This window comes from Acidovorax sp. 93, assembly GCF_003633835.1.
GTDB classification, from domain to species: Bacteria; Pseudomonadota; Gammaproteobacteria; order Burkholderiales; family Burkholderiaceae_C; genus Acidovorax; species Acidovorax facilis.
The window spans coordinates 5,295,022-5,321,514 of sequence record NZ_RBIT01000001.1 but is presented as its reverse complement, the minus strand read 5'-3'; the positions used below and the strand labels follow the sequence as shown (position 1 = coordinate 5,321,514).

General features: G+C 57.5%; 25 protein-coding genes and 2 pseudogenes. 22 read left to right on the top strand and 5 right to left on the bottom strand.

All coding sequences use genetic code 11. The features are described 5' to 3' along the window. Positions 1–27 precede the first annotated feature (27 nt). From C8C93_RS24475 to tnpB (C8C93_RS24395), 18 genes and pseudogenes are all read left to right on the top strand, one after another. The gene (locus C8C93_RS24475; RefSeq protein ID WP_121508546.1) at positions 28–474 is read left to right on the top strand and encodes an OsmC family protein; all 447 of its coding nucleotides are present in this window, start codon (positions 28–30) and stop codon (positions 472–474) included. A 45-nt stretch (positions 475–519) separates the two neighbouring features. Further along, complete coding sequence (locus C8C93_RS24470; RefSeq protein ID WP_121421176.1) at positions 520–900, top strand: rhodanese-like domain-containing protein; 381 nt, start codon at positions 520–522, stop codon at positions 898–900. Between the two features lie 84 nt (positions 901–984). Continuing rightward, positions 985–1,176 carry a DUF2892 domain-containing protein gene (locus C8C93_RS24465; RefSeq protein ID WP_121508545.1) on the top strand — a complete coding sequence of 64 codons (192 nt, stop codon included), beginning with the start codon at positions 985–987 and terminating at the stop codon, positions 1,174–1,176. A gap of 582 nt (positions 1,177–1,758) precedes the next feature. After that, positions 1,759–2,052, top strand: coding sequence for a DUF4148 domain-containing protein (locus C8C93_RS24460; RefSeq protein ID WP_121508544.1), 294 nt, complete (start codon positions 1,759–1,761; stop codon positions 2,050–2,052). A 534-nt stretch (positions 2,053–2,586) separates the two neighbouring features. Further along, entirely contained in the window at positions 2,587–3,177 is a 591-nt protein-coding gene (locus C8C93_RS24455; protein ID WP_082564904.1) for a TnsA endonuclease N-terminal domain-containing protein, read from the top strand. After that, positions 3,174–5,378, top strand: a complete 2,205-nt coding sequence (locus C8C93_RS24450) for a DDE-type integrase/transposase/recombinase (protein ID WP_121508543.1) — start codon at positions 3,174–3,176, stop codon at positions 5,376–5,378. The genes C8C93_RS24455 and C8C93_RS24450 overlap by 4 nt, the downstream gene beginning before the upstream one ends. Continuing rightward, positions 5,375–6,769: an ATP-binding protein gene (locus C8C93_RS24445; RefSeq protein ID WP_121508542.1), complete on the top strand. Its 1,395-nt coding sequence runs from the start codon at positions 5,375–5,377 to the stop codon at positions 6,767–6,769. The genes C8C93_RS24450 and C8C93_RS24445 overlap by 4 nt, the downstream gene beginning before the upstream one ends. 115 nt (positions 6,770–6,884) lie before the next feature. Next, positions 6,885–7,286: a transposase gene (locus tag C8C93_RS24440; protein ID WP_121508969.1), complete on the top strand. Its 402-nt coding sequence runs from the start codon at positions 6,885–6,887 to the stop codon at positions 7,284–7,286. Next, positions 7,283–7,618, top strand: a complete 336-nt coding sequence (gene tnpB / locus C8C93_RS24435) for an IS66 family insertion sequence element accessory protein TnpB (protein ID WP_121508541.1) — start codon at positions 7,283–7,285, stop codon at positions 7,616–7,618. The genes C8C93_RS24440 and tnpB (C8C93_RS24435) overlap by 4 nt, the downstream gene beginning before the upstream one ends. Before the next feature lie 76 nt (positions 7,619–7,694). Further along, the gene (locus C8C93_RS24430) at positions 7,695–9,188 is read left to right on the top strand and encodes an IS66 family transposase (protein ID WP_370110907.1); all 1,494 of its coding nucleotides are present in this window, start codon (positions 7,695–7,697) and stop codon (positions 9,186–9,188) included. A 316-nt stretch (positions 9,189–9,504) separates the two neighbouring features. Beyond that, positions 9,505–10,983, top strand: coding sequence for a SulP family inorganic anion transporter (locus C8C93_RS24425; RefSeq protein WP_121508539.1), 1,479 nt, complete (start codon positions 9,505–9,507; stop codon positions 10,981–10,983). Between the two features lie 10 nt (positions 10,984–10,993). Continuing rightward, complete coding sequence (locus C8C93_RS24420; RefSeq protein WP_121508538.1) at positions 10,994–11,851, top strand: universal stress protein; 858 nt, start codon at positions 10,994–10,996, stop codon at positions 11,849–11,851. Positions 11,852–11,964: 113 nt separating this feature from the next. Continuing rightward, positions 11,965–13,830, top strand: coding sequence for a TnsD family Tn7-like transposition protein (locus C8C93_RS24415; protein ID WP_121508537.1), 1,866 nt, complete (start codon positions 11,965–11,967; stop codon positions 13,828–13,830). 36 nt (positions 13,831–13,866) lie between these two features. Then, positions 13,867–14,334 (top strand): annotated as a pseudogene (locus tag C8C93_RS25705) (TniQ family protein); the annotation flags it as partial. Positions 14,335–14,409: 75 nt separating this feature from the next. Beyond that, complete coding sequence (locus tag C8C93_RS24410) at positions 14,410–15,699, top strand: hypothetical protein (protein ID WP_233559561.1); 1,290 nt, start codon at positions 14,410–14,412, stop codon at positions 15,697–15,699. Positions 15,700–16,254: 555 nt separating this feature from the next. Next, a pseudogene (locus C8C93_RS24405) lies at positions 16,255–16,599 on the top strand (transposase); the annotation flags it as partial. Positions 16,600–16,649: 50 nt separating this feature from the next. Then, positions 16,650–17,045 (top strand): transposase, encoded by a 396-nt coding sequence (locus C8C93_RS24400; RefSeq protein ID WP_121508535.1) that lies wholly within the window; start codon positions 16,650–16,652, stop codon positions 17,043–17,045. Next, a complete protein-coding gene (gene tnpB, locus C8C93_RS24395; protein WP_199727070.1) occupies positions 17,033–17,341 on the top strand; it encodes an IS66 family insertion sequence element accessory protein TnpB in 309 nt (102 codons plus the stop codon). The genes C8C93_RS24400 and tnpB (C8C93_RS24395) overlap by 13 nt, the downstream gene beginning before the upstream one ends. Here tnpB (C8C93_RS24395) and C8C93_RS24390 read toward each other — a convergent pair. Then, positions 17,326–17,655 carry an HAD domain-containing protein gene (locus tag C8C93_RS24390; protein ID WP_233559560.1) on the bottom strand — a complete coding sequence of 110 codons (330 nt, stop codon included), beginning with the start codon at positions 17,653–17,655 and terminating at the stop codon, positions 17,326–17,328. The two genes, tnpB (C8C93_RS24395) and C8C93_RS24390, sit on opposite strands and share 16 nt — an antisense overlap. Positions 17,656–17,691: 36 nt before the next feature. Here C8C93_RS24390 and C8C93_RS24385 point away from each other — a divergent pair, with 36 nt between their 5' ends. From C8C93_RS24385 to C8C93_RS24370, 4 genes are all read left to right on the top strand, one after another. Next, positions 17,692–18,084: an HAD domain-containing protein gene (locus C8C93_RS24385; protein ID WP_225584681.1), complete on the top strand. Its 393-nt coding sequence runs from the start codon at positions 17,692–17,694 to the stop codon at positions 18,082–18,084. 225 nt (positions 18,085–18,309) lie between these two features. Next, the gene (locus C8C93_RS24380) at positions 18,310–18,762 is read left to right on the top strand and encodes a PaaI family thioesterase (protein ID WP_055400385.1); all 453 of its coding nucleotides are present in this window, start codon (positions 18,310–18,312) and stop codon (positions 18,760–18,762) included. A 240-nt stretch (positions 18,763–19,002) separates the two neighbouring features. Continuing rightward, the gene (locus C8C93_RS25700) at positions 19,003–19,326 is read left to right on the top strand and encodes a heavy-metal-associated domain-containing protein (RefSeq protein ID WP_082437546.1); all 324 of its coding nucleotides are present in this window, start codon (positions 19,003–19,005) and stop codon (positions 19,324–19,326) included. A gap of 18 nt (positions 19,327–19,344) precedes the next feature. Further along, positions 19,345–19,848: a hypothetical protein gene (locus tag C8C93_RS24370; protein WP_055400387.1), complete on the top strand. Its 504-nt coding sequence runs from the start codon at positions 19,345–19,347 to the stop codon at positions 19,846–19,848. Positions 19,849–19,924: 76 nt separating this feature from the next. Here C8C93_RS24370 and C8C93_RS24365 read toward each other — a convergent pair whose 3' ends face one another. The 4 genes from C8C93_RS24365 to C8C93_RS24350 form a co-directional block, all read right to left on the bottom strand. Continuing rightward, positions 19,925–20,854, bottom strand: coding sequence for a sensor domain-containing diguanylate cyclase (locus C8C93_RS24365; RefSeq protein WP_121508533.1), 930 nt, complete (start codon positions 20,852–20,854; stop codon positions 19,925–19,927). A gap of 21 nt (positions 20,855–20,875) precedes the next feature. Continuing rightward, a complete protein-coding gene (locus tag C8C93_RS24360) occupies positions 20,876–21,688 on the bottom strand; it encodes an alpha/beta fold hydrolase (RefSeq protein ID WP_055400391.1) in 813 nt (270 codons plus the stop codon). 139 nt (positions 21,689–21,827) lie between these two features. Continuing rightward, a complete protein-coding gene (locus tag C8C93_RS24355) occupies positions 21,828–24,974 on the bottom strand; it encodes an efflux RND transporter permease subunit (protein WP_121508531.1) in 3,147 nt (1,048 codons plus the stop codon). Then, positions 24,971–26,488, bottom strand: coding sequence for an efflux RND transporter periplasmic adaptor subunit (locus tag C8C93_RS24350; protein WP_121508530.1), 1,518 nt, complete (start codon positions 26,486–26,488; stop codon positions 24,971–24,973). The genes C8C93_RS24355 and C8C93_RS24350 overlap by 4 nt, the downstream gene beginning before the upstream one ends. Positions 26,489–26,493: the final 5 nt, after the last annotated feature.

Genomic DNA, 26,493 nt, shown 5'->3' with positions numbered 1-26,493 from the left:
CCCCCTCAGAAGATCCCGGAGATTTCCATGAGCAACGAACAAGTCACCGTTGAGCTGGTCCAGCAAAAGGACTACCGCTTTGACATCCATTTTGGCGGCACCGTCCCCCACCTGATCGGCGATGAACCCGCCCCGTTGGGCTCGGGCAAGGGCCCATCGCCGGTGCAGCTGCTTTGCGCAGCGGTGGGCAATTGCCTGAGTGACTCCCTGTTGTTTGCGCTGCGCAAATTCAAACAGTCACCGGAGCCCTTGCGCGCCACCGTGGTGGCCCAAGTGGGCCGCAACCCCGAGGGACGCCTGCGCGTGCTGCGCATGGATGCCACCTTGCGCTTGGGCGTACCCGCCGCACAACTGGAACACCTGGACCGCGTGCTGGGCCAGTTTGAAAGCTATTGCACGGTAACCCAGAGCGTGGGGCAGGGCATTCCCATCGTGCTGAAAGTGCTGGACGCCAACAACGCCGTCCTCAAATGACACCACGGCATATCCACCGTCACACCGTACTAAAGGAAACACCCGATGAAAACAGCCCACGATCTCGTGGCTGCGGCGAAAGCCCAGGTCCATGAAGTCCCCATCGACCAAGCCGATGAAGCCATCCGACTGGCCGATGTGCTCATCGACGTGCGCGAGGCCGATGAGTACCAGGCCGGACACATACCCGGTGCCATCCACGCCTCGCGCGGCGTTCTGGAGTTCAAGCTCAGCAGCACGCCTGCACTCACCTCGCGCGATCTGAAGGTGGTGGTGTACTGCAAGACCAGCGGGAGGGCCGCCTTGGCAGCCTGCGCCATGCGCGACATGGGCTACCTGCAGGTGCAGTCCATCGCAGGCGGCTTTGACGCCTGGGCTGCGGCGGGCAAGCCCGTGGCGTCTCCCGAGCCACCGTCTTTCGACTGATTCGGTGGTGCATCAGCCATGCGCCACCTCCTGTGCAAAAAAGGTCCCGCCCCCGGGGCCCATGCGTAACCCAAAGGAATTGTCATGAACGTCAACGTTGGAACCATTGATCGCGTGCTGCGCATCGTGGCAGGCTTGGTGCTGATTGCCTTGGCTGCCACCAACACTGTGGGATGGTGGGGCTGGTTGGGCGTCGTCCCCTTGGCCACCGGCCTGTTCCGCTTCTGCCCCGCCTACACACTGCTGGGCATCAACACCTGCCCCTTGAAAAGGTAGCCAGACGCGGCAAACGCTGCGCGTGCGGTGCAGGCATTTCCCGTACGTGCAGCACTGAGCACGTGTCTACGATCTAGCCGGAGATCGTGAACAGACGCTTCGACAATTTGGCCCCACACATCTCAAGCCGGACCACCACCTGCGCACAACAGGCTGCCGAAGGGCTGACGCCCCGTGCAAGGTCACCTGCACCACCACCGGCGGGTGGTCTGCATCGCCCAGGCTCTGACTGACGCGGAGCAGTTCGACAGCTCCACGCTTTCCCGGCTTCGCAGGCCCGGGCACCAGAGTTTCTCCCCGTAAAACCCATTGGGTGAAATAGGCCCATGGGCCTCCAATCCCTGCATACCCCTCCCTGCGAAGCGCTTCTTGACGCAGCAAATCAATTGTTTCCAATACTGGAACAGTTAGTTTGCGACTGGGTAGTTTTTCCCTGAACAGCACCGGCGTACAGTTCAACCCATCGATGAGCCGAACCCGCAAGGCGACTCACCGAACCCGGTTTGAAGCACTTTTCAGCATCCGCTTTTGGCGCTTTGTTCCGGCTTTTTTTGAGACGCTTTTTATCCAAGGATTTGCACCATGAACACGACTGCCCGTTTCCTCTCTATCGCTGCTGTTGCTGCTTTCGCCTCTTTCGGCGCCCACGCTGACGAAGCCGATGGCTCGCAATTTGCGCTCCAGTTCGACACCAACCGCACCCGTGCTGAAGTGCAAGCGGAAGCCGCCACGGTGGCCCAGACCCGCAGCCAGGAACCCGCGGGCTCGCGCGTGGTGACATACACCTCCACGGCTGACCGCGCTGCAGTGCGTGCCCAGGCAGCCGAAGCCCTGCGCACCGGCAAGATTCCCCACGGCGAATTCAGCGCCATGTAATTGACGCAGTTGCGGGCCTTCCCATGGTGGCGGCACTTCGCGGGTGCTGCTGCCATGGGGAGTGTTTTCCTCACTGTCAGGCAAGCAAACTGGGCTCCCACTGGGAGCCCTTTTTGTTGCTACACCTATGCCTCGGCAAGCAGCTTTCTATCCCTGCGCGTTTTGCGCATTCGGCGCGGGGATCGAGGATGAAGGCGGGTCCCACGGGGCTTCCTTCTTTGCTATTGCCCGCATCTCCGAATCGCGACGCCTTATTCGACTAATGTTTTGGACTTTTTAAACAATTTTTATGGACTTTTTTGGTGATTCCCTCAGAATGGACGCGTGCATTGGAAACCAGACCCCCTCCTCTACCCCAGCCATTTAAGAGCACGCGTCAAGAGGGGACGAGGCCTGCTCCAGGGCGCCGAGTACCTGCCTTGGCTTTACATACGCGACGTTCCTTCACGCGGCACTTCGTTGGGTGGGCATGGCATCGTTACGGGTCGCCCGCATCAAGGTCTTTCCGATCTGGAGGCCACCTATCTGTACCTTATGGAACGTCGTGAGAGTGTGGTGGACATTCGAGAGCAATGGCCTATCTTGGATTTGGATAGGACTCTAGAGCTCTGTACGGAACTTGAGGTTCGACACATATATAAGAGAGGGTTGCCGGAGCCCTTCACGATCGACTTTCTGATCACGGAACTGACGGCGGACGGAAAGAGCTACCGTGCAGCGAGCGTTAAGACTTCTGAAGATGCGGCCGATCCGTCAAAGAGATTGCGTTTAGAGGTGGAGCACAGATGGTGTCAAGAACGAGGCATACCTTGGACTTTGGTAGATACGTCGCGCTTCAATAAGACACTACTTGAAATCCTGCGCTTCATGCGTGGGTGGTTTCGCCATCGTTTCAATCCGGAAACACAACTTGATCCACGCTTCTTACTTGCTTTCGAGAGCTTCTACAAAAGCAACGAGTTGCTCAGTGAGTTAGTGGCAAGGCTCACCAAGACTCTTCGACTCCCCAATTCGCAGGTGCTGGACATGTTTCGGTACTGTGCTTGGTCAGGTCAAATAGATATCTCGCTTGGTCATCCGTTGGCGCTCAATCGACCACTGTTTTTGAATCAGAAGAAGCGATGACTGATTTTCGCGCGCTACCCAATCAGCCAACCCTTCATGTAGGCTTGGCACTGCATGACTCCGAACGACCAGGTCGGTATCTTCGCCTAACTCATATTTTTGAGGATGGGGTATATGCGATGTGGGTGGGCACACCCGAAGAAGCCAGGTATGCCAAACGACCGATTTTCTATTCTTGGAATCAACTTAGCGCGCTCACCTCACCCACATCGAAATGGGGTCGCATAGTACTTCCACAACAGCTCTCCGTGCCAGCCGAAAGCGGTAGTTCTCAGGCAGGAAAAATTCAATCAGCATGGGTCCAGATCGCGCCTGTAATACAAGCATTTGAAAATAGGACGAACCTATCGAGACATCACTTTACCGCCTTAATTCGAGAGAGAGCTTTAAGCATAGACGTTGCGGAAAAGACGCTGCACCGTCTCATCCTTCGTTACTACTACTTCGGCAGCACAAAAATAGCACTGGTTGCACTGCCTCGCGGCCCCAAGCGCATCACGAGGGGTCGTGAAGAGTCAGGTGAAAAAGACCATGCAAATGGCGAAATTCCGGATAAGGCCAATAATCGCCGCGGCCGGAAAACTATTCTGAGCGATGAACTAGGTCCTAACAATTTTGTTGTCACTCCGGATGATGTCGACGACATGCTCAGATGCTATAAGCAATTGCTCAGAAAGGGGCCAACAAATAAGACCACTGCGCACGAAACCTACTTAAGCACTTTTTTCCAGAAGAGCCACCCTGATACTCATCGCCAGTACATAAAAAAACAGATATCAGAGCCAGTAACCTATCGCCAGTTTTGCTACTACATAAATGGTGAGTTGCAGCTTACGGAAGACTTAGCACGAAATGAGCGCAGGCTTCGTCGTGACCCTGCCAACACCAACTCGCTAGTTTCGGCAGGTCCAGGTGAAATATATGAGATCGATTCTACCGGAGGGCGACTCTACCTAGTCTCCAGCGAAAAAAATCCTGTAGTGGTAGGCAAACCAACCATTTACTTCCTAATTGACCGGTGGAGTAGATTTGTCGTCTCAGCGTACATCTCTTTGCGCGCGCCTTCGTACGAGGAAGTTCGCAATACGCTCTTAATTGCATTTACCTCTCGCGAAAAACGCTTCTCGAGATTGGGCATAGAAGTTTCTGACAATCAATGGCCTATAGGCTGCATTCCAGCCGTTATCTGTCCTGATCGTGGATCCGACTTCATGAGTGGATCTATGTTGCAAAGCGTGGTCGATGATCTGCGCATCGACCTGACGCCACTCCCCCCTCTATGCCCAGACGGCAAAGCAATAGTAGAGAGGCTAATCCGCACTATCAAGCAGCGCATGGCGGCATCGGGGATGAAAGGTGTTTACGCAGACCGTCCCTTAGATCCTCAATCAAGAAGGGCCGCACGTAAGGCTGAAGCTGCTGCAGTGCACACACTTGCGGATGCGTACCGAGCGTTAATCGAAATTGTGAAGGACTACAACAACCGTCCCCATCAAGCCCTCAAGCGTCGAAAAATCCTTACACAACACGGCATCGAACCTACGCCGAAAAATGCGTATGTTTGGGGACTCGAAAACATAACGGGACTTCGGTCTGCACCGTACACGGAAGAAGACTATTACCGACTGTTACTCAGTTCAGATAAAGCGAGTATTTCAGGAGGTGTTCTTCGCTACAAGACTCGTGTATATCATCCCTCTAACGAGGCCGCAATCGACTACATCAGGCGATCGCCCAGAAACAGGCCTTCTCTGGACATCCGACTCGACAAGACGCAGCCAGCGGTAATCATGATAGCGAGCAGACACGGCGAATGGCCGTGTTTCGTGATGGGCGCTGGTGACGCAAGGGACAGCGAAGGAATTTCAATTGACGAGGAGGAGGCCTTCGCGGCTGTCAATGCACGCCTTTGGGCCCGCTCCGACCATGAAAGTCGACGCGTACGGGTTGCCGCAAAGGCGGCCAAGCCTGTCAACAACCGGCATAAGAGCGCCCCCGCCGAACGTTTACCTAATGTTGATATGCAACGAGCTAGGTATCAAGAAACCGCAAAACTCAAAAACAAGTTGCATGCCCAAACACACACAGAGTTCGAAGAGCACACGGCCAGTGCGTCCGTTGGGAAAAGCTGGAGTGAAGTGGAGCGAGAGGAGAAGGCTCGATTGGTAGAACTAGTGAAGCTAAACAGGAGCAAGCGATGAAGGATGTTGAGATATTCCCTGCGGTGTATCACGATACAGGAGTTTCTCGATTTGCAGGCAATCCGTTCATTGAGGCAATGCCGCCTCTGGAGCAAAGCAAAAGTGACTTTCTGACTAACCTCGCGCACTACCCAGCGAAGCCGTCGGCAACGCTTCGCAGGAGTAGCGAGGTCGTTCGACTGATGGAGCTGTCCACCATCAACGACATCGTCTACCCTTTCCCTGAATATCAAAAGGCTGGCTTCACCCTGGCCAAGATGGCCCGCGACACTTATGTAGCGCGCCACCCTTTGACTACGATGGACCGGCAGAGGAGGCACGCCATTGCCACCACCGGAACCAATGGTCTACCAATGCCCGCTGACTGGAAACCTTCGGCTAAAGGCTACTTCATGATGTCTGTTAGCGGGCAAGGCAAGACTACTTTCGCAGCTGCAGCTTTGCTGAGATACAAGCAGGTTATTTGCCACTCGAATTATCACGGAGCTGATCTGAAATGCCATCAGGTCGTATACGTTCTTCTCAGAGTGCCTCACGACGCAACACTCAAGTCGTTGTGCCTGCAATTCTTCAACGAGATCGACCGACTGCTAGGAACCGACTATTCGCGGAAGGCGGCAGCGCTACGCAATATTGCGCCCATGGTCGACTTGATGAACAAAGTCGCAACAGCTGTCTCCTTGGGCTTTATTGTCGTTGATGAAGTTCAGAATTTGCGCAGCGCGCGCGCCCAAAATGCGGAGCTTGTACTAAACCTATTCAGTGAAATCATTGAGCGGCTCGGCATTAGCTTGTTGGCGCTTGCAACACCAGCGGTCCAAGCTGTCGTAGAAGGAGCGGTACGAAACACCCGCAAACTCGCTTCCTTCGGGAGCTTGGTAATTGAGCCGATGGCAAGGAATAGCCCTCAGTGGGAAGAATTCTGCGATACGTATTGGGACTATACGTTTGTCAAGACAAAGACAAAGCTGACGAAAGAAATCCTTGATGCTTGGTACACGGCCTCAGCGGGAAATACGGCCTTCGCGGCGCTCGCGTTCACACTATCTCAGCACAATGAGATTGGCGGGCGCGAAATTATCGACGCTACTGCGTTTCAGCGAACCGCGGCGACTGACATGGCATTTCTTGGACCGGCAATTGCAGCCTTGCTCAGCAAGAACCCTGCAAAGCTTCGAATGTTTGACGATCTGCTGTTCAGTCCTAGGTACAAAGCTATGCGCGCCCTGCTTGGGGCAGAGGAGCCTGCTCGACCCAAAGGGGTAAAAAACGAAGAGTTTGACGATGTACACGAAGAGAGCATGCCCCCCAGTCCCGCTGCGACAAAGAACAAAAAAAGGGCCTCGCCTCGGCCGGTTGACCTCCCCTTAGAGGATCCGCTGGCCCGCTGAGACTACTTGCTGATTGACTGGAGTTAGCAAACGTGCACCGTAAGCGAACGGTGATCCCATCTTGAGCAATGGCGAGAGGTAGGGCATCGTGTCCACGAAGGAGATCGTGGACACGATGCAAAGAGAGTCGACACTTGAAGTCCCGAAGCGTCGGGAGTACAGCAAGCAGATGAAGGCCTTGGTGCTGCAGCAATGTTCCCAGGAGGGTGCCTCAGTAGCGGGCGTGGCGCTCAGCCACGGTCTAAATCCCAACATGGTCCATCGCTGGATTCGTGAAGAACGGCAGCACAATTTGGGCGATGCTGGTCAGGTCACTTCGCCGCAGTTCATCCCACTTCAACTACCTGCCGCTGCTGTCATTGAGGCTGAGCCTCCCCAGGCCTGCCCGCCAGGCACAGCGCAAACTGGGGCGGCAATCCATATTGAAGTTCGTCGCGGTTCGGCTGCGGTCTCCATCCACTGGCCGATGGACAGCGCCTCGTCTTGCGCCGCGTGGTTGCGCGATTGGCTGCGATGATCCGCATCGATTCGGCCTGGCTAGCGGTTGCCCCGATAGATATGCGCGCAGGCATTGAGTCAGTGTTGGCGCGCGTGGTCATCGTCTTCGGATCCGCACATCCCCACCATGCCTACCTCTTTGCCAACAAACGTGGCAACCGGTTGAAGGTGCTCGTCCACGATGGCATCGGCATCTGGCTTTGCTCTCGAAGACTGCATCAAGGCCGCTTCGTTTGGCCGACCCCAGGAGGGGCGCATCAGTACTCCGTAAGCCAGTCCCAGTTAAGCGCCTTGGTCCTCGGCTTGCCATGGCAACGTCTTGGCGAAGATGGTGTCATCTCGATCGTGTGAGACGCTGCGCACAGGCTGCAATCCGGGCAATCGACAATGCGAGGTGACGCGGCTTTCGGCACACTACAAAGCCATGGTGGCTCAATTGCAATCCCTGGATGGTCTCAGCGCCGTGCAGCTGCGCGAGCTCACTGTCCGGCTCGCTGCCGAGGTGAAGCACAAGCAGGCACTGATAGACAAGCTCACGAACGAGAACGCACTGCTCAAGCGAATGAAGTTCGCAGCGCAATCGGAACGCTTCAGTGCAGAGCAGTTCAGTCTCCTCGACGGCTTGGATATTGAAGACCTTGCTTGCGAGAGCGAGGCCCCTCCCGCACCCACCTCGTTCATTCGTTCCAAGCTGCAACCGAAGCGGCAACACCTGCCACCGAGCTTGCCGCGCAGAGAGATCCTGCACGATCCGCAATCGACAGTGTGTCAATGCGGTTGCCAGATGAGGCGCGTTGGGCAGGACGTCGCAGAGAAGCTGGACTACACACCAGGTGTTTTCACGGTAGAGCGTCACATCCGCGGCAAGTGGGCCTGCAAGAGGTGTGAGAGGCTAGTACAAGCTCCCGTGGCCGCGCACATCATCGACAAGGGTATCCCAACGTCTGGCCTCCTCGCGCACGTACTCGTGGCCAAGTTCGCAGACCACCTGCCTCTGTACCGCCAGGAAGCAATTTTCAGTCGAGCTGGCTATGCGGTTCCGCGTTCAACCCTGGCGCAGTGGGTTGGCAGCTGTGGAGCGCAGCTGCAGCCTTTGGTCGACGCTCTTCGCGACGAAGTGTTGAGTCACGCCGTGCTCCATGCCGATGAGACGCCCGTCGCGATGCTCAAGCCTGGAATCGGCAAGACTCATCGTGCCTATCTGTGGGCGTACGCACCGGGTGCCTTCGAAGACACTCGGGCGGTGATCTACGATTTCTGCGACAGCCGTGCCGGTATTCACGCCCGCACCTTCCTTCAAGGGTGGCAAGGCAGTCTGGTGTGCGACGACTTCTCTGGCTACAAGGCCTTGATGGGCCATGGTGTGACCGAGGTCGGATGCTGGGCCCATGCGAGACGCAAGTTCTTTGATCTGCATGCTGCCAGCAAGAGCTTGATCGCAGAGAGTGCCCTTCAGCAGTTTGGCAGGATCTACGAAGTCGAGCGGGACCTGCACACCACAAACGCTGATGAGCGGTTGCTTGGGCGCCAGGCTCGGTCCAAACCGCTACTCGAAGCGCTTCATCTTTGGATGGTGCAGATGAGACACAAGGTGCCGGAGGGTTCGGCCACCGCGCGCGCCATCGACTACAGCCTCAAGCGCTGGGCGGCGCTGACGCGCTTCGTGTTCGATGGACGCCTTCCGATCGACAACAACCACATCGAGAACCAGATCCGTCCGATAGCCATCGGCCGTAACAACTGGCTGTTTGCCGGAAGCCTTCGCGCCGGCAGGCGTGCGGCCGCGATCATGACGTTGATCCAGACCGCCAAGCTCAATGGGCATGACCCCTACGCCTACCTCAAGGACATTCTCGAACGCTTGCCCTCTCACCGCGCAAACCGCGTGACGGAGCTTCTTCCCCATAGGTGGGGGTCGTAGAGTACCAAGTCTGGTAGCGATGCCGCACTCGCTTAGGTCCTGCGCTACGCTGCCGGTCTACAATACTTGGGTGCTGCAATCCATGTCCAAGTGCTCCGAAGCCACGGTGTTCGTTCCGAACCGTGAGCTGCCGCTTGGCTACTTCTGCTCCGTCACACCGCCATAGCCTGGTGCGTTTCAAGTCCCTTTTCTAGCGGGCTTTCACTTTCTTCTTTCGTGCGTCACTGCTTTCGGGCGGCTCGGCGCTGCGCATTTCTCTCGTTGTTTCCGTAGTCTGCAGCGCATCGGCCGTCGTCGGTGGCGTTGCCTTTTTCCCATGAATCTTTCTTCCATCCGGCAAACCTGGTTTGCCAATGTCCGGGGCGATCTGCTCGCGGGCATCGTCGTGGCGCTGGCGCTCATTCCCGAGGCCATCGCGTTTTCCATCATCGCGGGGGTGGACCCCAAGGTGGGGCTGTACGCCTCGTTCAGCATCTGCGTGATCATTGCGTTTGCCGGCGGCCGGCCAGGCATGATCTCGGCGGCCACGGGCGCCATGGCGCTGGTCATGGTCACACTGGTCAAGGACCATGGCCTGCAGTACCTGCTTGCGGCCACAGTGCTCACGGGCGTGCTGCAGATCCTGGCGGGCGTGCTCAAGCTGGGGGCGCTGATGCGCTTCGTCTCGCGTTCTGTGATCACGGGTTTCGTGAATGCGCTTGCCATCCTGATCTTCATGGCTCAGCTGCCCGAGCTCACAAACGTGAGCTGGGTGGTTTACGCCATGACGGCAGCGGGCCTGGCCATCATCTACGGCCTGCCCTACCTCACCAAGGCGATTCCCTCACCTCTGGTGACCATCGTCGTCCTTACCGCTGTCTCCATCGCCATGGGGCTGGATATCCGCACCGTGGGCGACATGGGCGAGTTGCCCAGCAGCCTGCCAGTCTTTCTGTTGCCCGACGTGCCGCTGAACCTGGACACGCTCAAGATCATCTTGCCCTATTCGATGACCTTGGCTGTGGTGGGCTTGCTGGAGTCGATGATGACGGCCTCCATCGTGGACGATCTCACCGACACCCCCAGCAACAAGAACCGCGAGTGCATGGGCCAGGGCGTTGCCAACATTGCCACGGGCTTTATCGGCGGCATGGCGGGCTGCGCCATGATCGGCCAATCGGTCATCAACGTGAAGTCGGGCGGGCGCGGGCGCCTGTCGGCGCTTGCTGCTGGTGTGATATTGCTGCTCATGGTTGTGTTTTTGGGCCGCTGGGTGAGCCAGATCCCGATGGCCGCCCTGGTGGCCGTGATGATCATGGTCAGCATCGGCACCTTCAGCTGGGATTCGGTGCGCAAGCTGCGCGAGCATCCGCCCAGCTCGTCCATCGTGATGATTGCCACGGTGGTGGTGACAGTCTCAACACACGACCTGGCCAAGGGAGTGTTTGTGGGAGTGCTGCTATCGGGCATCTTCTTTGCGCACAAGGTGGGCCGGGTGCTGCGTGTGGACCGCAGCAGCGGGGACGAGGGCCGAACGCGGGTGTACGGGGTGGTGGGGCAGGTGTTCTTTGCATCTTCCGAAGCCTTCCTCTCGGCATTCGACTTCAAGGAAGTGGTTCCCCTTGTCCGCATTGACGTGACGCGTGCACACTTCTGGGACATCACCGCCGTCGGCGCACTGGACAAGGTGGTGCTCAAGTTCCGGCGCGAGGGTACGGAGGTCGAAGTCATCGGCATGGACGAAGCCAGCAGCACGCTGGTGGACCGGTTCGCCGTCCACGACAAGCCCGGCGCTGTCGAACAACTCATGCACTGAGGAGACACCAATGAAGAAGGTTTACGCTTGTATCGATGGCCTGACGACAACGCCCGCGGTGATCGACTGGGCCGCCTGGTCGGCCCGGCGCCTTGGGGTTCCGCTGGAGCTGTTGCATGTGCTGGAGCGCGATCCCGATGCGGCCGCTGTAACGGATTTCAGCGGCGCTATCGGCCTCGGCGCTCAAGAGGCACTGCTAGGCCAGTTGAGCGACTTGGATGCCCGACGCGGCAAACTGGCCCAGGAGGCTGGGCGCCAGATGCTGGCGAGCGCGCAGGAGCGTGCCCGGTCCGCAGGGGTACAGCAGGTGGATGGGCGCATGCGCCACGGCGAGGTGGTGGACACGGTGCTGGAGATGGAGCCCGACGCGCGCCTGGTGGTTCTGGGCGAGCACCAGCGCGCCAGCAAAGCGGGAAGGTTGCATCTGGACCACCACGTGGAGCGCGTCGTGCGGGCAGCAAAGTGCCCGGTGTTGGTTGCGACGAAGGAAGAATTTGCAGAGCCTGCGCACTTCGCCATCGCCGATGACGGCAGTGCCACGGCCATCAGGATGGTCGAAGCGGTGGCGCGCAGCCCCATGCTGGCGGGCCTGCCGTGCACTATCGTGAGGTGCGGCACGGACGACAGCGAGGCGCGTCGGTCGCTGGAAGAAGCCCAGCAGGTTTTGCAGGCCGCAGGTTTCGAGGTGAATGTGGCGATGCTGCAAGGCGATGCACACGAGGCAATACCCGACTGGCTTGCCTCGCAAGGAACCTCGCTTCTGGTTATGGGCGCCTATGGCCACTCCCGAATTCGCCACCTTGTTGTTGGAAGCACTACGACCACCTTGCTCAGGGTGAGTCCATGCCCGGTTTTGATACTTCGGTAAATCAGTAGCAAGTAGAGGCTGCAACCCTACCTATCGAAGTCTTTGAGCGCAGGGGAAGGGCTGTGTTGGCGATTTCCCCGAGGGACGCAAGATGACTTCCCTAGACGCTTACCGTGCACCGCGCTCGCCTCGCTTCAACAACTATCTGCTACACGCCTGAGCTGCACCATGACGAACTGCTGTATTCATGGCTGTGCAGGTTAGCAATCTTGAATGCGTGGGGAACGGGCCGAGACGCAGTGAGGAAAATTTTTGGCGGCAGGACGGTTACACCCAGCCTTACCCTTCCCAGTCACTTCGATGCCATGAACGAGCGATGCGCGGGGGCGCTGCCACACGACTCTTTCGCCGATCTTGTGGAAGTCAGTACGCTGCTACCGTATCACAGGCCGTTCTTGGATCACGAGCGCTATGCACAACTAATGGAGGACTCGCGCTCAAGTAACTCCCTTGACTTGAAACTGCGGCTTGGTCTCGTTGCAAACCGGTTCGGAATCAACACGCCACACCGCTTTTGCCCCGCATGTGTAGCCGAAGATATTGAGATGAACGGCTGCCACTACTGGCATCGGCAGCACCATCTACCCGGAGTGAACTGCTGCGTCCGCCATTCTCTGCAGTTGCAACAACAAAGTGTCCCAAAGGAAGGCCTATTTGGCCAACCCCTAATGTATCCAGGCCTTCCTAGCGGCGAGGAATGCATAACCCCTGAATGTGGTTTTCAATTCCGATTTGCGCAACTATCAGCGGATCTCCTGCTGGCAGCACTACCGCCGATAAACAATGCCGATCGCTCCAACGTATATCGAAACCGCCTGTCGGCAAAAGGCTTTCAGTCGAGCCGTCGAAGCCTCGACTACCAATTAGTTGCAACTGAGGTGAGGCACTACTTTGCCGACTTCGCTAACTTTCAGCATCAATCACGACTGCTGCAGACCGCCAGAAGTCCTTTGCGCTGGATTGAAGATCTGGTTGAGCGTCCTGACCGCTCATTGCATCCGATATGCCACCTGCTGATGATTGATTTTTTATTTGGCTCCATAGCAGAGTTCAGCTTGGCAGTTGACGCAGAGCGGTCTTCACGCGAAGCGACACGAGGAAGTGCGCACGCGATTCCTCGTGGTGAGACAAAGAAATCCCTACAAGTACCAGGCCTTGAAATAGAACATCTCCTACGCAACCCGTCATTGTCCTGCCGTCAGATAGCTCAACAAACGGGCAAGAGTGTCGGCACCATCGTCAAGTATCGTAGACAGCGAAAAATCGAAGTGAAAGAGCGTCGTAAATTCGTCGGCGCCCAAACTCGAACTTCGATAGGGCACGACTTGTTGTCAGGTTTGGAATTGCAGTCTATTGCCCTTCGTAATGGGGTTTCCGTGCAAACTATATATCGGGAATTAGCGTACGAGAAGGGCACCAAACTGCACCGCCAACGTTCACTTTTCATGGCACAACGAACGTCTCGGCGTGACCGGTGGATGGGAGTGTTAAAAACGCCTGGCGTTGAGGGAATCTCCAAAGCAAGGTCTCTGGGCTTTTCTGACTATGCTTGGCTCTATCGACATGATCGCAGTTGGCTACTTACTTCCAATGCGCAATATCGCAAATCGGTGAGCACGCGTGGTACGGTGAATTGGCCGGCCCGAGATCAGGAGCTCTGCTCGAAAGTTCTCACTAGGATGATCTTGCTATTAAGGGCTGAACCACCCATGCGAATCTCAGTAGCTCGGCTTTGCTCAGGGCTGGGGCAATCCTCTCAATGGCGCCGCGACAAACTACCCCACTTTAAGGCGCTCTTATCACGTTTTTCGGAGACACCTGAGTCGTTCAGAATTCGGAGGGTTAACTTCGCAATCGATTCTTTAGTGCAACGAGAGTCCGACATTAAATTATGGAAAATTCAGCGTGCTGCAGGCCTTCGTATATGGCCTGCGGACCTTATCGCGTACGCTCAACGACGAATCAACGAGCACACCTAAAGGTCTTGGGCACCAACTAACACTCTAAGCCCCTTCATGGTATTCCTGCCATACGTTCCCACCCCTTACCCAGACGAAGTTCTGTGCTCGGTTCTCACAAGATTTGTAGTTCACAATGGTGAGAGTGTTTTTCGAAAAATATCAAATTCTGTAGCCCACCTCAGTCCCAATCTTTCAATTTATCAGGCAAGCCCGCCTCATCCTGCAGTCGTAGCATTCATCACCGATCAAATGGGGCTACCAGGAAATGAAGTCACCGATAGGTTAACTACAAGTCAATTCTTTCGAGTATTCAACACGGCTCACAAGAGACCGCTGGACCTAGAGACAGCGGGGTATGGAACACGAAGTGGGAGACTTCGGTCCCTTGGATTCATTCCTTGCAATCACCAACCCGCTGTGCGTTTCTGTCCATCCTGTCTTGATGAGGACTTCAAAAAATACGGTGAGCCCTATCTTCATCGAATTCATCAGATGCAGCCCGCATTGACATGCACAGTTCATGAAGAATGGTTAAGAATTTCATGCCCCAAGTGCAAAATGCTTGTTGTGCCAATTAACAGAATGGTACTTCGACCTATGCCCATCGTCTGCGAATGCGGCGCGGATCTACGGTCATTGCCGGTCAGAAAATCGCCAGTAAGCAGTGCCTTCAAGCGATTGAGTAAATTTTGTGCGGATTCAATTTTTTCTAAAAATTCACTGTGGTCGCACGCTCAAGTCAAGTCCGCCGCCAGCGAAGCTCTTGGACTATCGCCGCATGACTTCTCCACAGGATATATCAAATCTCTTATCAAAGTTTACGGTAAGCCAATCAGCATTTCTCCTCACAAATTCGTTATCGCGCCGCCGAGCAGCGACTGCCATCTCAGACTCAATCTGGATTTGGGGAGGTTTAAAGCTGAGGACTTTGCATCCCTCTTCACTGCCGCTGGACTAACCTTCGACGAATCCGCACTATTAATTTCAAAAAAAAGAACTGTCGGCATTCACATCAAGCAAAGGAGTCCGAAGTACGTCTACGGTTTGAAGCACGCCGAAGAAGTCCTCCTCAACTTTTCAAAAGCATACCCAGGCGAGGTGGCTACGAAATTCCAGAGATCTCACCCTCGACTCTACTGGCTCCTGAGGATCCATCATCCAGATTCGATTAAAAGATGGTGTCCAAAGTTGAAAACACTGCCGCCCATTGATAGCGACAGAGAGAAGTTAGCCCGACTATTAAAGAAAAATGGAGATTTTAAAAAAATATTCGCCAGTGCATCGCGCCCGCTCTTTAGAGCAATTGTAAGGGACCAGGACTGGCTGATAAGCACTGCAAAATTAAGCCCATCAGATTTTACAGACCACCCACTCAAACCGATCACCAAACTCACATCAGGAAAAACCCCTGACTCCAAAAATTTGAGCACTCCCACCAACAGAAAAAAAGAACATAAAAATTCAAAAATAAATGATATTGAAAGAGACCTCGCATTCGCATTAATGAAGGCGATTCGCATAGAACGGCGTCCTCATAAGATCACCAGATCGAGACTTTCTCAACTATCCTCAAGAGGAGTTTCTTCAATTACCAGAGCAACCCCACCCGGCAGTAGGCTGCACACGATGATAAGCAAAATCAACGCCGACAAAGATCGTAGATTGGCACTGTGGGCAGCACAAGCGTTAGCTCTTGCAGGGGTAAATATGACGCCTACAACAGTTCTGCTAGCGGCAGGGCTCAACACGACTTCCCGTAACAGGGAACACGCGCGCTCTGCAATCGAATTGCTTTCAAGTGGATTAAGTCGTCAAGCAATTCGTGAATCTTTTAACACAGATCCAGAGCAGATAACCAGATTACACCGCCTCAACCGAGCCGATTAAAAACCTCTGAATTAATAAAAGCAACATCTTCTAGTCAAATATCGCGAATAATTATCCGAATAAAATGCTTCAACTGCTCTGCGGAGACGGCTTGCCACCGATGCTGATATCGTACCCCCGACGAACCCGACCTTCTCAGCGCCTAGAACTTCGAGGGGGCCACGACGGCATTTACAGCACCATCAAACACATAAATTATGACGACAGGGCGTAATTCACTCGTCGGCTGAACCTAAAAAGTGAGACATCAATTAAGTGATGCAGCAAAAGTGACTAAATTGACGATTACCCACAGGACCAACCGTTTTAAAAGCAATTGTCTTAGTGGCCATACAGGAGGCATGTGACGGCAGAGGTATATTGCTGCGGAAGCTAGATGCACTTGACCACAAAGTACACTGCAAGGTGACCATGCGTTCCGTGTCTACTTGGTCCGCCCTGAACAATCTGCAAGCCCTTGATCTGACACGTAGTTCTGCTGATTGATGGGTGCAGGATTTGCAAGGTATGGTTTTGCCAGTACCTGTTTTCTTGCAAATCGCTCCGAGGAGTACGATGGGTCCGAAGCCTTCGCAGCCGCAGTCCGGCGAGCTGTTCCGTCCGCGGCTGGACGAGCAGCTCAACATGAAGCACCCACTGGTCAGGCTGGCCGCGCTGATCGACTGGGCCGAGATCGAGCGCACCTTCGCGGTGTCGTTCACCTCCGGTCGTGGCCGTCCAGCCTTGGCTCCGCGCCTGGTGGCTGGGCTGCTGTACCTGCAGCACACCTTCGATGCCTCCGACGAAGCCGTGGTCAACACCTGGGTGGAGAACCCGTACTGGCAGCTCTTCTGTGGCGAGACCTACCTGCAGACCGAGTTGCCCATCGACCCGTCCAGCTTGACGCGCTGGAGTAAGCGTCCGGCAATCCCATCTTGAGATAGACCCAGCGCCGAGGCATCGTGTGCACGATGAAGATCATGCACATCATGGCGAACGAAGCGATCGCCCAACGTCCCAAGCGTCGCTATTACTCCCCAGAACTCAAAGCCCAGATCGTGGCCGAATGCCAGGTCTCCGGCGCGTCCGTGGCCGGCGTGGCACTCGCACACGGGGTCAACGCCAACATCGTTCATCGCTGGATGCGCGAGCAAGCGGACTCCCTATTGCCAGTGCCCCGGAATGAGTTCGTTGCATTGAATCTTCCACTACCAGTTGAACCTAGCCCTGCTGCTGACACCAGATCGCCGCCCGTGGCGCGCTCGATCCACGTTGAGGTTCGACGCAGTGCCGGGGTGGTCACCGTGAACTGGCCACTGGAAGATGCGGCGTCGTGTGCAGCGTGGCTGCGCGAATGGCTGAGATGATCCGGGTCGATGCCCTATGGCTGGCCACCGAACCGCTGGACATGCGAGCGGGCACCGAAACGGCGCTGGCGCGTGTGGTGTCGGTCTTCGGCGCAGCGCGCCCGCACCACGCCTACCTGTTCGCCAACAGAAGAGCCAACCGCATGAAGGTGCTGGTGCACGACGGCATCGGTGTTTGGGGTGATCTCACTTTCGGTGCAGATTACCCGGTTAGGATGCTCGGGTTAACCCTAGATTTGTGTTTTCTGAGGCTAGGTGGTCTGCACTCCTGGCAGTCTTTTCAAAGTGTGGTTTGAAGACGAGCTGTCAGTTGTGAACCGGTGGCCTGCGTGAGTCCCGTTCGCCCATCGACCAAAAACAACGACTTGCAGAACGGCCGATAGAGCCACGATCGATCATCCACCGCCACCCATCTGCGATGTGGCACATCGTTGGCCCAAAGCCAGGCATGGCACTCGGCCTCCCGCTCGTACCCCACCAGCGTATTCGGGACGTTCGTTAGATCGCAATATCTGGGGGTAACACCTTCGATCATGGCGGCAATGTCCGGAGAGAACCTTTCCAATAGATCCTCATAGGCCTGTTCCAGGCGCCAGGTGCTGGTGATCACGATCTGGCACTCGGGCATCCACGCAAGGGCATCTACATGAGCCCGTATGAGGCTGCAGGGCATTCGCTGTTCGAATGGGTTCCAATCCTGGAGTCGGTGCTCCAACCCCACCCAACCGTTGCCCTGGTACTGAGTAGCACCTGGTGCATTCGCCCCGGGTACAGCGCAACCCTTAAGCGCCTTCCAGCGTCCTTGCGTGCTCGGTTTATTGGCGGGACATACCACAGACGTGTGCATGGCGTGGACCCATGGAACCTGTCCATGTTCCGCACCACACCCCGGGGCGTGCAAGTTCAAGAAGACGCTCAGCGCAGAAAACCCAAGCAGTGGATAGCGCTCGATGACGATCTGGAAGATTGGCCTGACTCCTGTCGGCAAAACCTGGTCGCATGCGAGGGAACTACGGGCTTATCCAACCCCGAGGTATAACACGAACTGAGGGAAAAATTGCGCAGCTGTCATGTGGCCTTATCGGCCAGAACCCCATAGCAGCTCGCGGGGTACAGTGGACTTAACAACGGTCCAACTATCGAATCTTCATTCGAGAAAACCCCCGCCGCAAGTGTCTTGGATGCAAGGTTAGACGCATCCTGAATGTACATTTTGACGAGCCTTCAATGTACATTTGGACGGTAAACGCATCATTGCTTTCCCATGCATAGTCCGACCATCCCATTTCGCCTAGTCTCCACTCAGCGCGAAGAGCAATTGGCTCAATTCAACGCCAGGAAAGAAATTGCTTGGTTTGGGTTTAGGGGGACGTTCAAAGAGCCAGGCTTGGCGATCATCAATTTCACCAAAATCGAATCTGGCCTTCAGGGAGGTGGAGGAACCTCCGCAATCAATGGCGGTGTTATCGCCGCAGGTTTTGATGCAGCCTTCGTGCTTGCAGGTTTGGGCCACTACGATTCCAAGGTCGTCGTCACCCTGGAGTTGTCGGTCAAATTTTTGTCCCTTGCACTTGTCAGCGAGTCGCTTGCATTCCAAGCGCATCTCGTTCGATCTGCTAAAAACTTCTCGTTCGCCGAGGGCTTTCTCTCTCAGGCAGGTACAGGACCAGCCCAGCATTTGGCAATTGCCACCGCTATGGTGGCGCCTGCGCGCTAGGCACGCGGCGGGAAGGCGCAAGGCGCAAGGCGCCAAAGGTCTCCTTCCCCTCGGCTGAGATGGAGATTTTCGACAGTCGTTCACCCAAGGCGCGAGCGTTCTAGCTCGTAGAGACACCACCAGCACTGAGGTCGTTTGCTGCTTTCCGATCTTCTATGCCGATTGAATTCCGTGAGACCTTGACCTTAACACCGTGGCAAGGTTCATAGTCAAAACGTGAATCAACCAAAGGAGGCTCACATGGTCCATTTCAATGTTCCTGATATGACGTGCGGCACTTGCGCCCAGCGCATTGGTCGTGCAATAGCTCAGGCCCAACTGCCTGGGGGCATCGAAGTAGAAATCGACGCAGCTGCACGTCAGGTACGCATCCCGGCGCAAGCCGGAGAAAGCACTGTGGAGCTTGTCCGCTCAGCGATTGAGCGTGCTGGATACAAAGCAGACGCGGCGGTGAGTCCTGCATCTCGCCGAACAACCGGTGGCTGCTGCTGTGCGTCTCGGTCCACAACCTCTGTTGATGTGAATCAAGGCGCTGCGAACCGTACGTCGTCATGCTGCAGTTGAACCTACAAGGAGACCATCATGCGTCTGAATATCGTCGCTGGGCTGTTGACAACCCTTTTCGTGGCGGGCTGTGCCGTCGCGCAATCTCCAAAACCTGCGGACGAACACGCAGGCCACCACCCCGGTGATGCGCAGAGCGGTGGCGTAACCACCCAGTCTGCCCCGGCAGCTACCACCCCGCCAACACCGGACGCCTTTGATCGTCAGATGAAGGCGATGCAGGAAATGCACAAAAAAATGCAGGCGGCCAAGACTCCCACCGAACGTTCAGCGCTGATGGGGGAACACATGAAGCTCATGCAGTCAGGCATGGCCATGATGGGCGCGGGTAGTTCTGGTGGCATGGGGATGGGAATGATGCAGCAAGGGGCGCAGACCAAACCTGCCATGCCTGCAGCCTCTGGAAACTCGGGTATGGGAGGCATGATGGGCATGCACGCTCAAATGGAGCGCCGTATGGCCATGATGGAACAGATGATGCAAATGATGGTGGACCGCCAAGCAGCCATGCCATCCAAGTAGTCTCACCGCGAACGTTCTTTGCGGGGGCAAGCTATCACTATTCCAAACGCTGGTGAGCTGCGCGAGGCTTGGTGACTCAGTCACTAACCACAGTGCAGTTGCGCCCGAGCGCCTTTGCCCTATAAACAGCTTGATCAGAGCGTTTTAGCAGTCGGGCGAGGAAATCCGCTCCGGTTTGGTGTACTGCACACGCCAGCCCGACACTGACCGTTACTGGCCCTGCCAATGAGCGCACCCGTCTGGCGCATTTGTGCACCCGCTCAGCAATTCTGGCAGCTGCTTCTGCGTCCGCATCAGGTAACCAAAGGACGAATTCTTCCCCACCGTATCGCACCACCAGGTCCGAACCACGTGCGTCTGCCTGTATCTGGCGAGCAAAGTTCACCAGCACCCGGTCGCCCTCGGGATGGCCATGCGCGTCGTTGATCCGTTTGAAGTAGTCCACGTCCACCATCAACAACGACACGTAACTCTGTCGAGAGGCCGTCCGTTGCCACTTCTGCACGATCAATTCCAGCGCACGGCGGTTTTTAAGACCCGTAAGCGGATCAGAGAGACTCAGTTCCGAAAGCTGGCGATTCTGCAATTCAACCTGTTGATTGCTGGCGGCCAAGCGCTGGGCAAGACCCTGGGCCTCTGCACGGGCCTTGATCAACTCGCCTTCGAAACGGCTGCGTTCGCGGGCCACAAAAAAGGCCCATACGATGTGGTCGCCCGTGTCCAGGCGCTTGCTGACCGCATTGACCATGACAGGAACAGTCTCGCCGCCAACACCGCGCAGGTGGAGGAACACTTCGCGCGCACTCTTGGCGTGATGCAGCGTGGGAAACAGGTGGGTCTGGCTGAAAATTCGAGAAGCTGGTGTCAACAGTTCATCCATGGAGTGGCCGAGCCAAAACGCCTCCGTGCCCCCGATCAGGACAAGGAACTCCCCGTTCATCCGCACGATGTGCCCCACCGGGTCCGTGATCATCATCGCGCAAGGGATGTCATCAACCGCCAGCATGTTCTGCCCTCTCGGTTTCGCTCACGCTAAGGAGAGATATCGCTGCATGGCGGCCGTCACCAGGTGCGGATGACTCATGTGGGCGCAGTGTCCGGTCACGTCCAGCACTTCCAGCGTGCTGTCCCTGAGCTTCTTGTGCATGTATTGCCCCACCGAATGGGGCGCCAACGCATCGTTGCCATGCTGCAGGATCAGACTCGGCCGGGTCACGCGCGACAGCTCCTCTCTGGTATCCGCAAAGAAGGTTGCCTGCGCAAAGATACGAGCCATCGTAGGATCGGTTGAGCAGAAACTCTCAGACAACTCTCCGCCCAGACTGTCTGCCTGCGGCGCTCCCGCCACAATGGGTGCGAGGTAGCTGGACCAGCCCATGAAGTTCTGGTCCATGAGGTCCAATAGGCCCTCCAAATCCTGGCGCTCGAACCCTCCAAGGTAGTCCGGAGCGTGATTGAGGTAGCAAGGCGACGGGCCAACCAGAATCAGGCGGTCAAAAAGTGTAGGTCGCTCGATGGAGGCCAGCAGGCCGATGCTGGCGCTGACCGAATGTCCAACAAAATGCACTCCGCGCTCGATGCCCAATGCGTCGCATACATCCAGCAGATCTTGCACGTAGCCTTTCAGACTTGCGTACTTCACGGGGTCAAAGGCGGCCAAGTCTGATTGGCCGCAGCCGACGTAGTCGAACAAGACCTGGCGGCACTTACCTTCAAAGGCCGGAGTGATATGTCGCCACATATGCTGGCTACACCCAAAGCCGTGCGCATAGACGAGCAAAGGGGCGTCCGGGCGAATTGGGTCGATCATATGAACGTTGTTGCGCTTACGAATTTCCACTGTTGTTCTTTCTGGGCGGTCTGCCCGCAGATTTTGCACGCCCGACGCTTGCACCGCGTGTGAAATGTATGCAAGCGTGCACGATTGCGAGCGCGAAACGACAGGTTTATTGGGAGCACTTGGTTGCGCAACGCAGCGTTCAGCCTCCGGATGCCTCTGCTTTCACTCTCCTTGGCTTACGCATCAGCACATAGGCCGCAGGAATCACGAACAAGGACAGCAGCGGCGCCGTCACCATACCGCCCAGCATGGGTGCCGCGATGCGGCTCATGACCTCCGAGCCTGTCCCGCTGCTCCACACGATGGGCACCAGGCCCGCCAGGATGACAGCCACGGTCATTGCCTTGGGTCGCACGCGCAGCACGGCACCTTCCCGAATCGCGTCCAGCAGCTCTTCCAGTGTGGGCTGCCTGCCGTCTGGACATCTCTCTGCGAGTGCCTGCTTGAGGTAGATGAGCATGACCACCCCGAACTCTGCCGCGACCCCCGCCAGGGCGATGAAGCCCACACCGGTGGCGATGGACAGGTTGTAGTTCATCAGGTAGAGGAACCAGATGCCCCCGGTCAACGCGAATGGCAACGTCGCCATGATCAGTCCCGCCTCACCCATGCGCGAGAAGGTCAAGTACAAAAGCACGAAAATGATCAGCAAGGTGGCTGGTACCACCACCTTGAGGCGAGCATTGGCCCGCTCTAGGTACTCGAACTGGCCAGAGTACGTGATGCTGACTCCTGGCTGCAGCTTGATCTGTCGGCTCACCGCGTCGCGCAGGTCATTGGCCACCGATGCCAGATCTCGTCCCCGCACATCAACATACACCCAGCCCGATGGACGGGCGTTCTCACTCTTGAGCATGGGCGGCCCATCGGTGATGGAGATGCTGGCCACCGTTGCCAGCGTGATTTGCTGCCCCATGGGGGTGGAGATGGGCAACTGGGCCAGCCGTTCGGGCGAGTCTCTCCACTCACGCGGGTAGCGCAGGTTGATGGGGAAGCGCGCCAGGCCCTCGACCGTTTCCGAGACGTTTTCTCCACCGATGGCCCCGGAGACCACGGCCTGGATATCGGACACATTCAGCCCGTAGCGCCCCGCGGCCGTGCGATCGATGCGGACATCGACGTAGCGGCCCCCTGTCAGGCGCTCGGCCAGTGACGAGGCCACTCCCGGAATGCCTTTGGCGACCTGCTCGACCTGTGCCGCGATCCCATCGATCACCTGCAGGTCGTTGCCCGTCACCTTGACACCGATGGGGCTCTTGATGCCGGTTGCCAGCATGTCGATTCGGTTGCGAATGGGTGGAATCCAGATGTTGGACAGGCCGGGGATCTTGACGGCCTTGTCCAACTCTTCGATCAGGCCCTCGGGCGTCATTCCTGGACGCCATTGGTCTCTGGGCTTGAGCTTCACCGTGGTCTCGAACATTTCCAGCGGGGCCGGATCGGTGGCGGTCTCTGCGCGGCCCGCCTTGCCGAAGACGCGCTCGACCTCGGGCACCGTCTTGATCATCCGGTTGCTCAATTGCAGAAGCTCCGTGGCTCGCTGTGCCGACAGGCCCGGCAGGGCTGACGGCATGTACAGCAGATCGCCTTCATCCAGCCTGGGCAGGAACTCGCCCCCCAACCGCGACAGGGGCCAGATCGTGGTCGTCAGCGCCAGCACGGCGATGACCAGGGTGGATTTGGGACGATGCAAGACCCACTCAAGGCAAGGTCGGTACACGGCAATCAGCGCGCGGGTGATGGGGTTTTTCTGCTCGTCAGGGATACGCCCCCGGATCCAGTAGCCCATGAGGACCGGGATCAGCGTGACCGAGAGTGCCGCAGCTGCGGCCATCGCGTAGGTCTTCGTGAACGCCAGCGGTCCAAACAAGCGGCCTTCCTGTGCTTCCAGCGTAAAAACGGGCACAAAGGACAACGTGATGATAAGCAGCGAGAAGAACAGCGCGGGGCCCACCTCCTCGGCAGCTTCGGTGATCACTTTCCAGCGTTCTTCCCCCACCAGTTGGCGGTCGGGATGCTTGTGCTGCCAGGCCTCCAGCTTCTTGTGGGCGTTCTCGATCATCACCACAGCTGCATCGACCATGGCGCCCACGGCGATTGCAATCCCGCCCAGGGACATGATGTTGGCGTTGATGCCCTGGTAGCGCATCACCAGAAACGCCGCCATGATCCCCAGCGGCAGAGAAATGATGGCGACCAGCGCAGAACGCAGGTGCCAGAGGAACAAGACACAGACCACCGCCACCACAATGAACTCCTCTACGAGTTTGGTGCTGAGGTTCTGGATCGCCCGCTCGATGAGTGCGCTGCGGTCGTAGGTGGTGACGATCTCCACGCCCTGGGGCAGGCTGCTTTGCAGCTCGCTGAGTTTGGCCTTTACGGCCTGGATCGTTTCCTGGGCGTTCTTGCCAGATCGCAGCACGACCACGCCTCCAGCCACTTCCCCCTCGCCGTCGAGTTCAGCGATGCCGCGCCGCATTTCCGGCCCGATCTGAACGGTGGCGACATCCCCCAGGCGCACAGGCACCCCTGCGCGCGACACCAACGGGATGGCGCGGAAGTCGTCCAGCGTCTTGAGATAGCCGCTGGCGCGCACCATGTACTCGGCGCCGGACAGTTCCAGCACCGATCCCCCCGTTTCCTGGTTGGCATTCATGATGGCCTCGCGCACCTGCCCCTGAGTGAGGCCTTGGGACGCAAGCTTGATGGGGTCGAGCACGACCTGGTACTGCTTGACCATGCCACCGACCGATGCCACCTCGGCCACGTTGGGTAAGCTCTTGAGTTCGAACTTCAGGAACCAGTCCTGCAAGGCGCGAAGCTGGGCCAGGTCGTTTTTGCCGGTGCGATCTACCAGGGCGTACTGGAAGATCCAGCCCACCCCGGTGGCATCTGGGCCCAACGACGACTTGGCCGTAGCGGGTAGTCGTCCCTGCACCTGGTTCATGTACTCCAGCACCCGCGAGCGCGCCCAGTACAGGTCCGTGCCATCCTCGAACAGGATGTAGACGAATGAGTCGCCAAAGAACGAGAAACCTCGCACCGTCTTGGCGCCCGGGACGGACAGCATGGTGGTGGACAGCGGGTATGTGACCTGGTTCTCCACTATCTGCGGTGCTTGGCCGGGATAGGAAGTGCGAATGATGACCTGGACATCCGACAAATCGGGAAGAGCGTCCACGGGGGTGCTGCGCACACCCCACACGCCCCAGGCCGTAAGCATCACGGTCGCCAGCAGAACCAGGAGTCGGTTCGCCACCGACCAGCGGATCAGACGCGCGATCATGGCTTGATCCTTTCCACGGCAGTGATCACGAAGTCCTTGCCTTGCTGCTGGAAGGTGAACTTGACCTGCTGCTCCGGTTTCAGGGCCTTGGCCAGCTCTGGGTTTGCCAGCTTGAATGGCATGGTCATGCCGGGCCACTTCAGTTCAGGCACGGCCTCGTGGGTAAGGGTCAGCTCGGTTGGCGTGACCTCATCGACCACCCCTCGCACCGTAAAGCTCTTGGACGCCGGAGCCGCAGAGGCCGAGGAACCCTGTTCAGCGATGGGTTGTGCGCTGCTGCCGGGAGGTTGAGCGGGCATGATGCCTCGCAGGCTGGCTTCCGAGTCGATCAGGAACTGCGCCGAGGCGACCACCTGCTGCCCTGCGGTGAGTCCGCTTTGAATGACGAGTCGGTCATCGATTTCCGCGCCAAGTTGTACCTGGACGGGGTGGTACTTGCCGGGGCCGTCCACCACGTAAACCAGTGCCCGCTTACCGGTTCGGATCACCGCTTCGCTGGGCACCAGCAGCGCTGGTTGCATACGTCCGGCCAGGGCAATCTGCCCGGACATGCCCGCCTTCAGGCGCTGGGTGGGGTTGGGAAGCTCCAGGCGCACGCGCACCGTGCGGGTGTCCCGGTTGGCCTCTGGGAGGATGCTCACGACACGGGCTTTGAGGGTTTCGCCCGGAAACGCGGCCAGGCGCACCTGGGCGTCCTGCCCCAGTTGCAAGGGACCGCTTTGCGCTTCGGGAACGGCCGCTTCGATCCAGACGCTGGCCAGGCCGTTTACGCGCACCAGACTGCCCCCCGAAGAGACCGTCATGCCCTGGCGCACCATCAGTTCAGCCACCATGCCGGCCTGCGGGAAGGTCACCGTGTAGCGGCCCTGAGGTTCGCCCGTGCGCTCCACCTGGGCCACGAGCGAGGCAGGCATGCCCAGCAGCGACAGCCGCTGGCGCGCTGCTGTCGTCAGCGACTCGTCCTTGAGCGCCCGGACCGCGAGAAACTCGCGCTGCGCAGCCACCCACTCTGGCAGCAGTAGATCGGCCAATGGCGCGCCTGCGGCCACCACGTCGCCCGGGGCCCGGGCATAGACGCGTTCCACGAAGCCGCCCGAGCGGGCCTGGACGATGCTCACATCCCGGTCATTGAGCTGGACCGTGCCCAGCACGTCCACATCGGACCCAATGTCTCGCTGCTCTACCAGGGCGGTGCGCAGGCCGAGGGCTTGCACGGCCTGGGCGGAGACGCTCAGGCCGGAGCTTTCCGGAGTGTCCTCATCCGCATACTTGGGTACCAAGGCCATGTCCATGTAGGGGGACTTGCCTGGCTTATCGAACTTCTGCGTCGGCGACATCGGGTCGTACCAGTACAGCACCTTGCGGTCGGCTTTTGCTGCTTCTGTCGATGCGGGACTGGCTCCCAGTGCGTGGTTGTTCGCGGTGCGCCATTGGGAGACGGTCCAGCCGAGGGCGATGCCTGCAGCCACCAGTGCTACGGCCACAGCGGTCTTCTTGAAAACGTTATTGGTCATGTGGT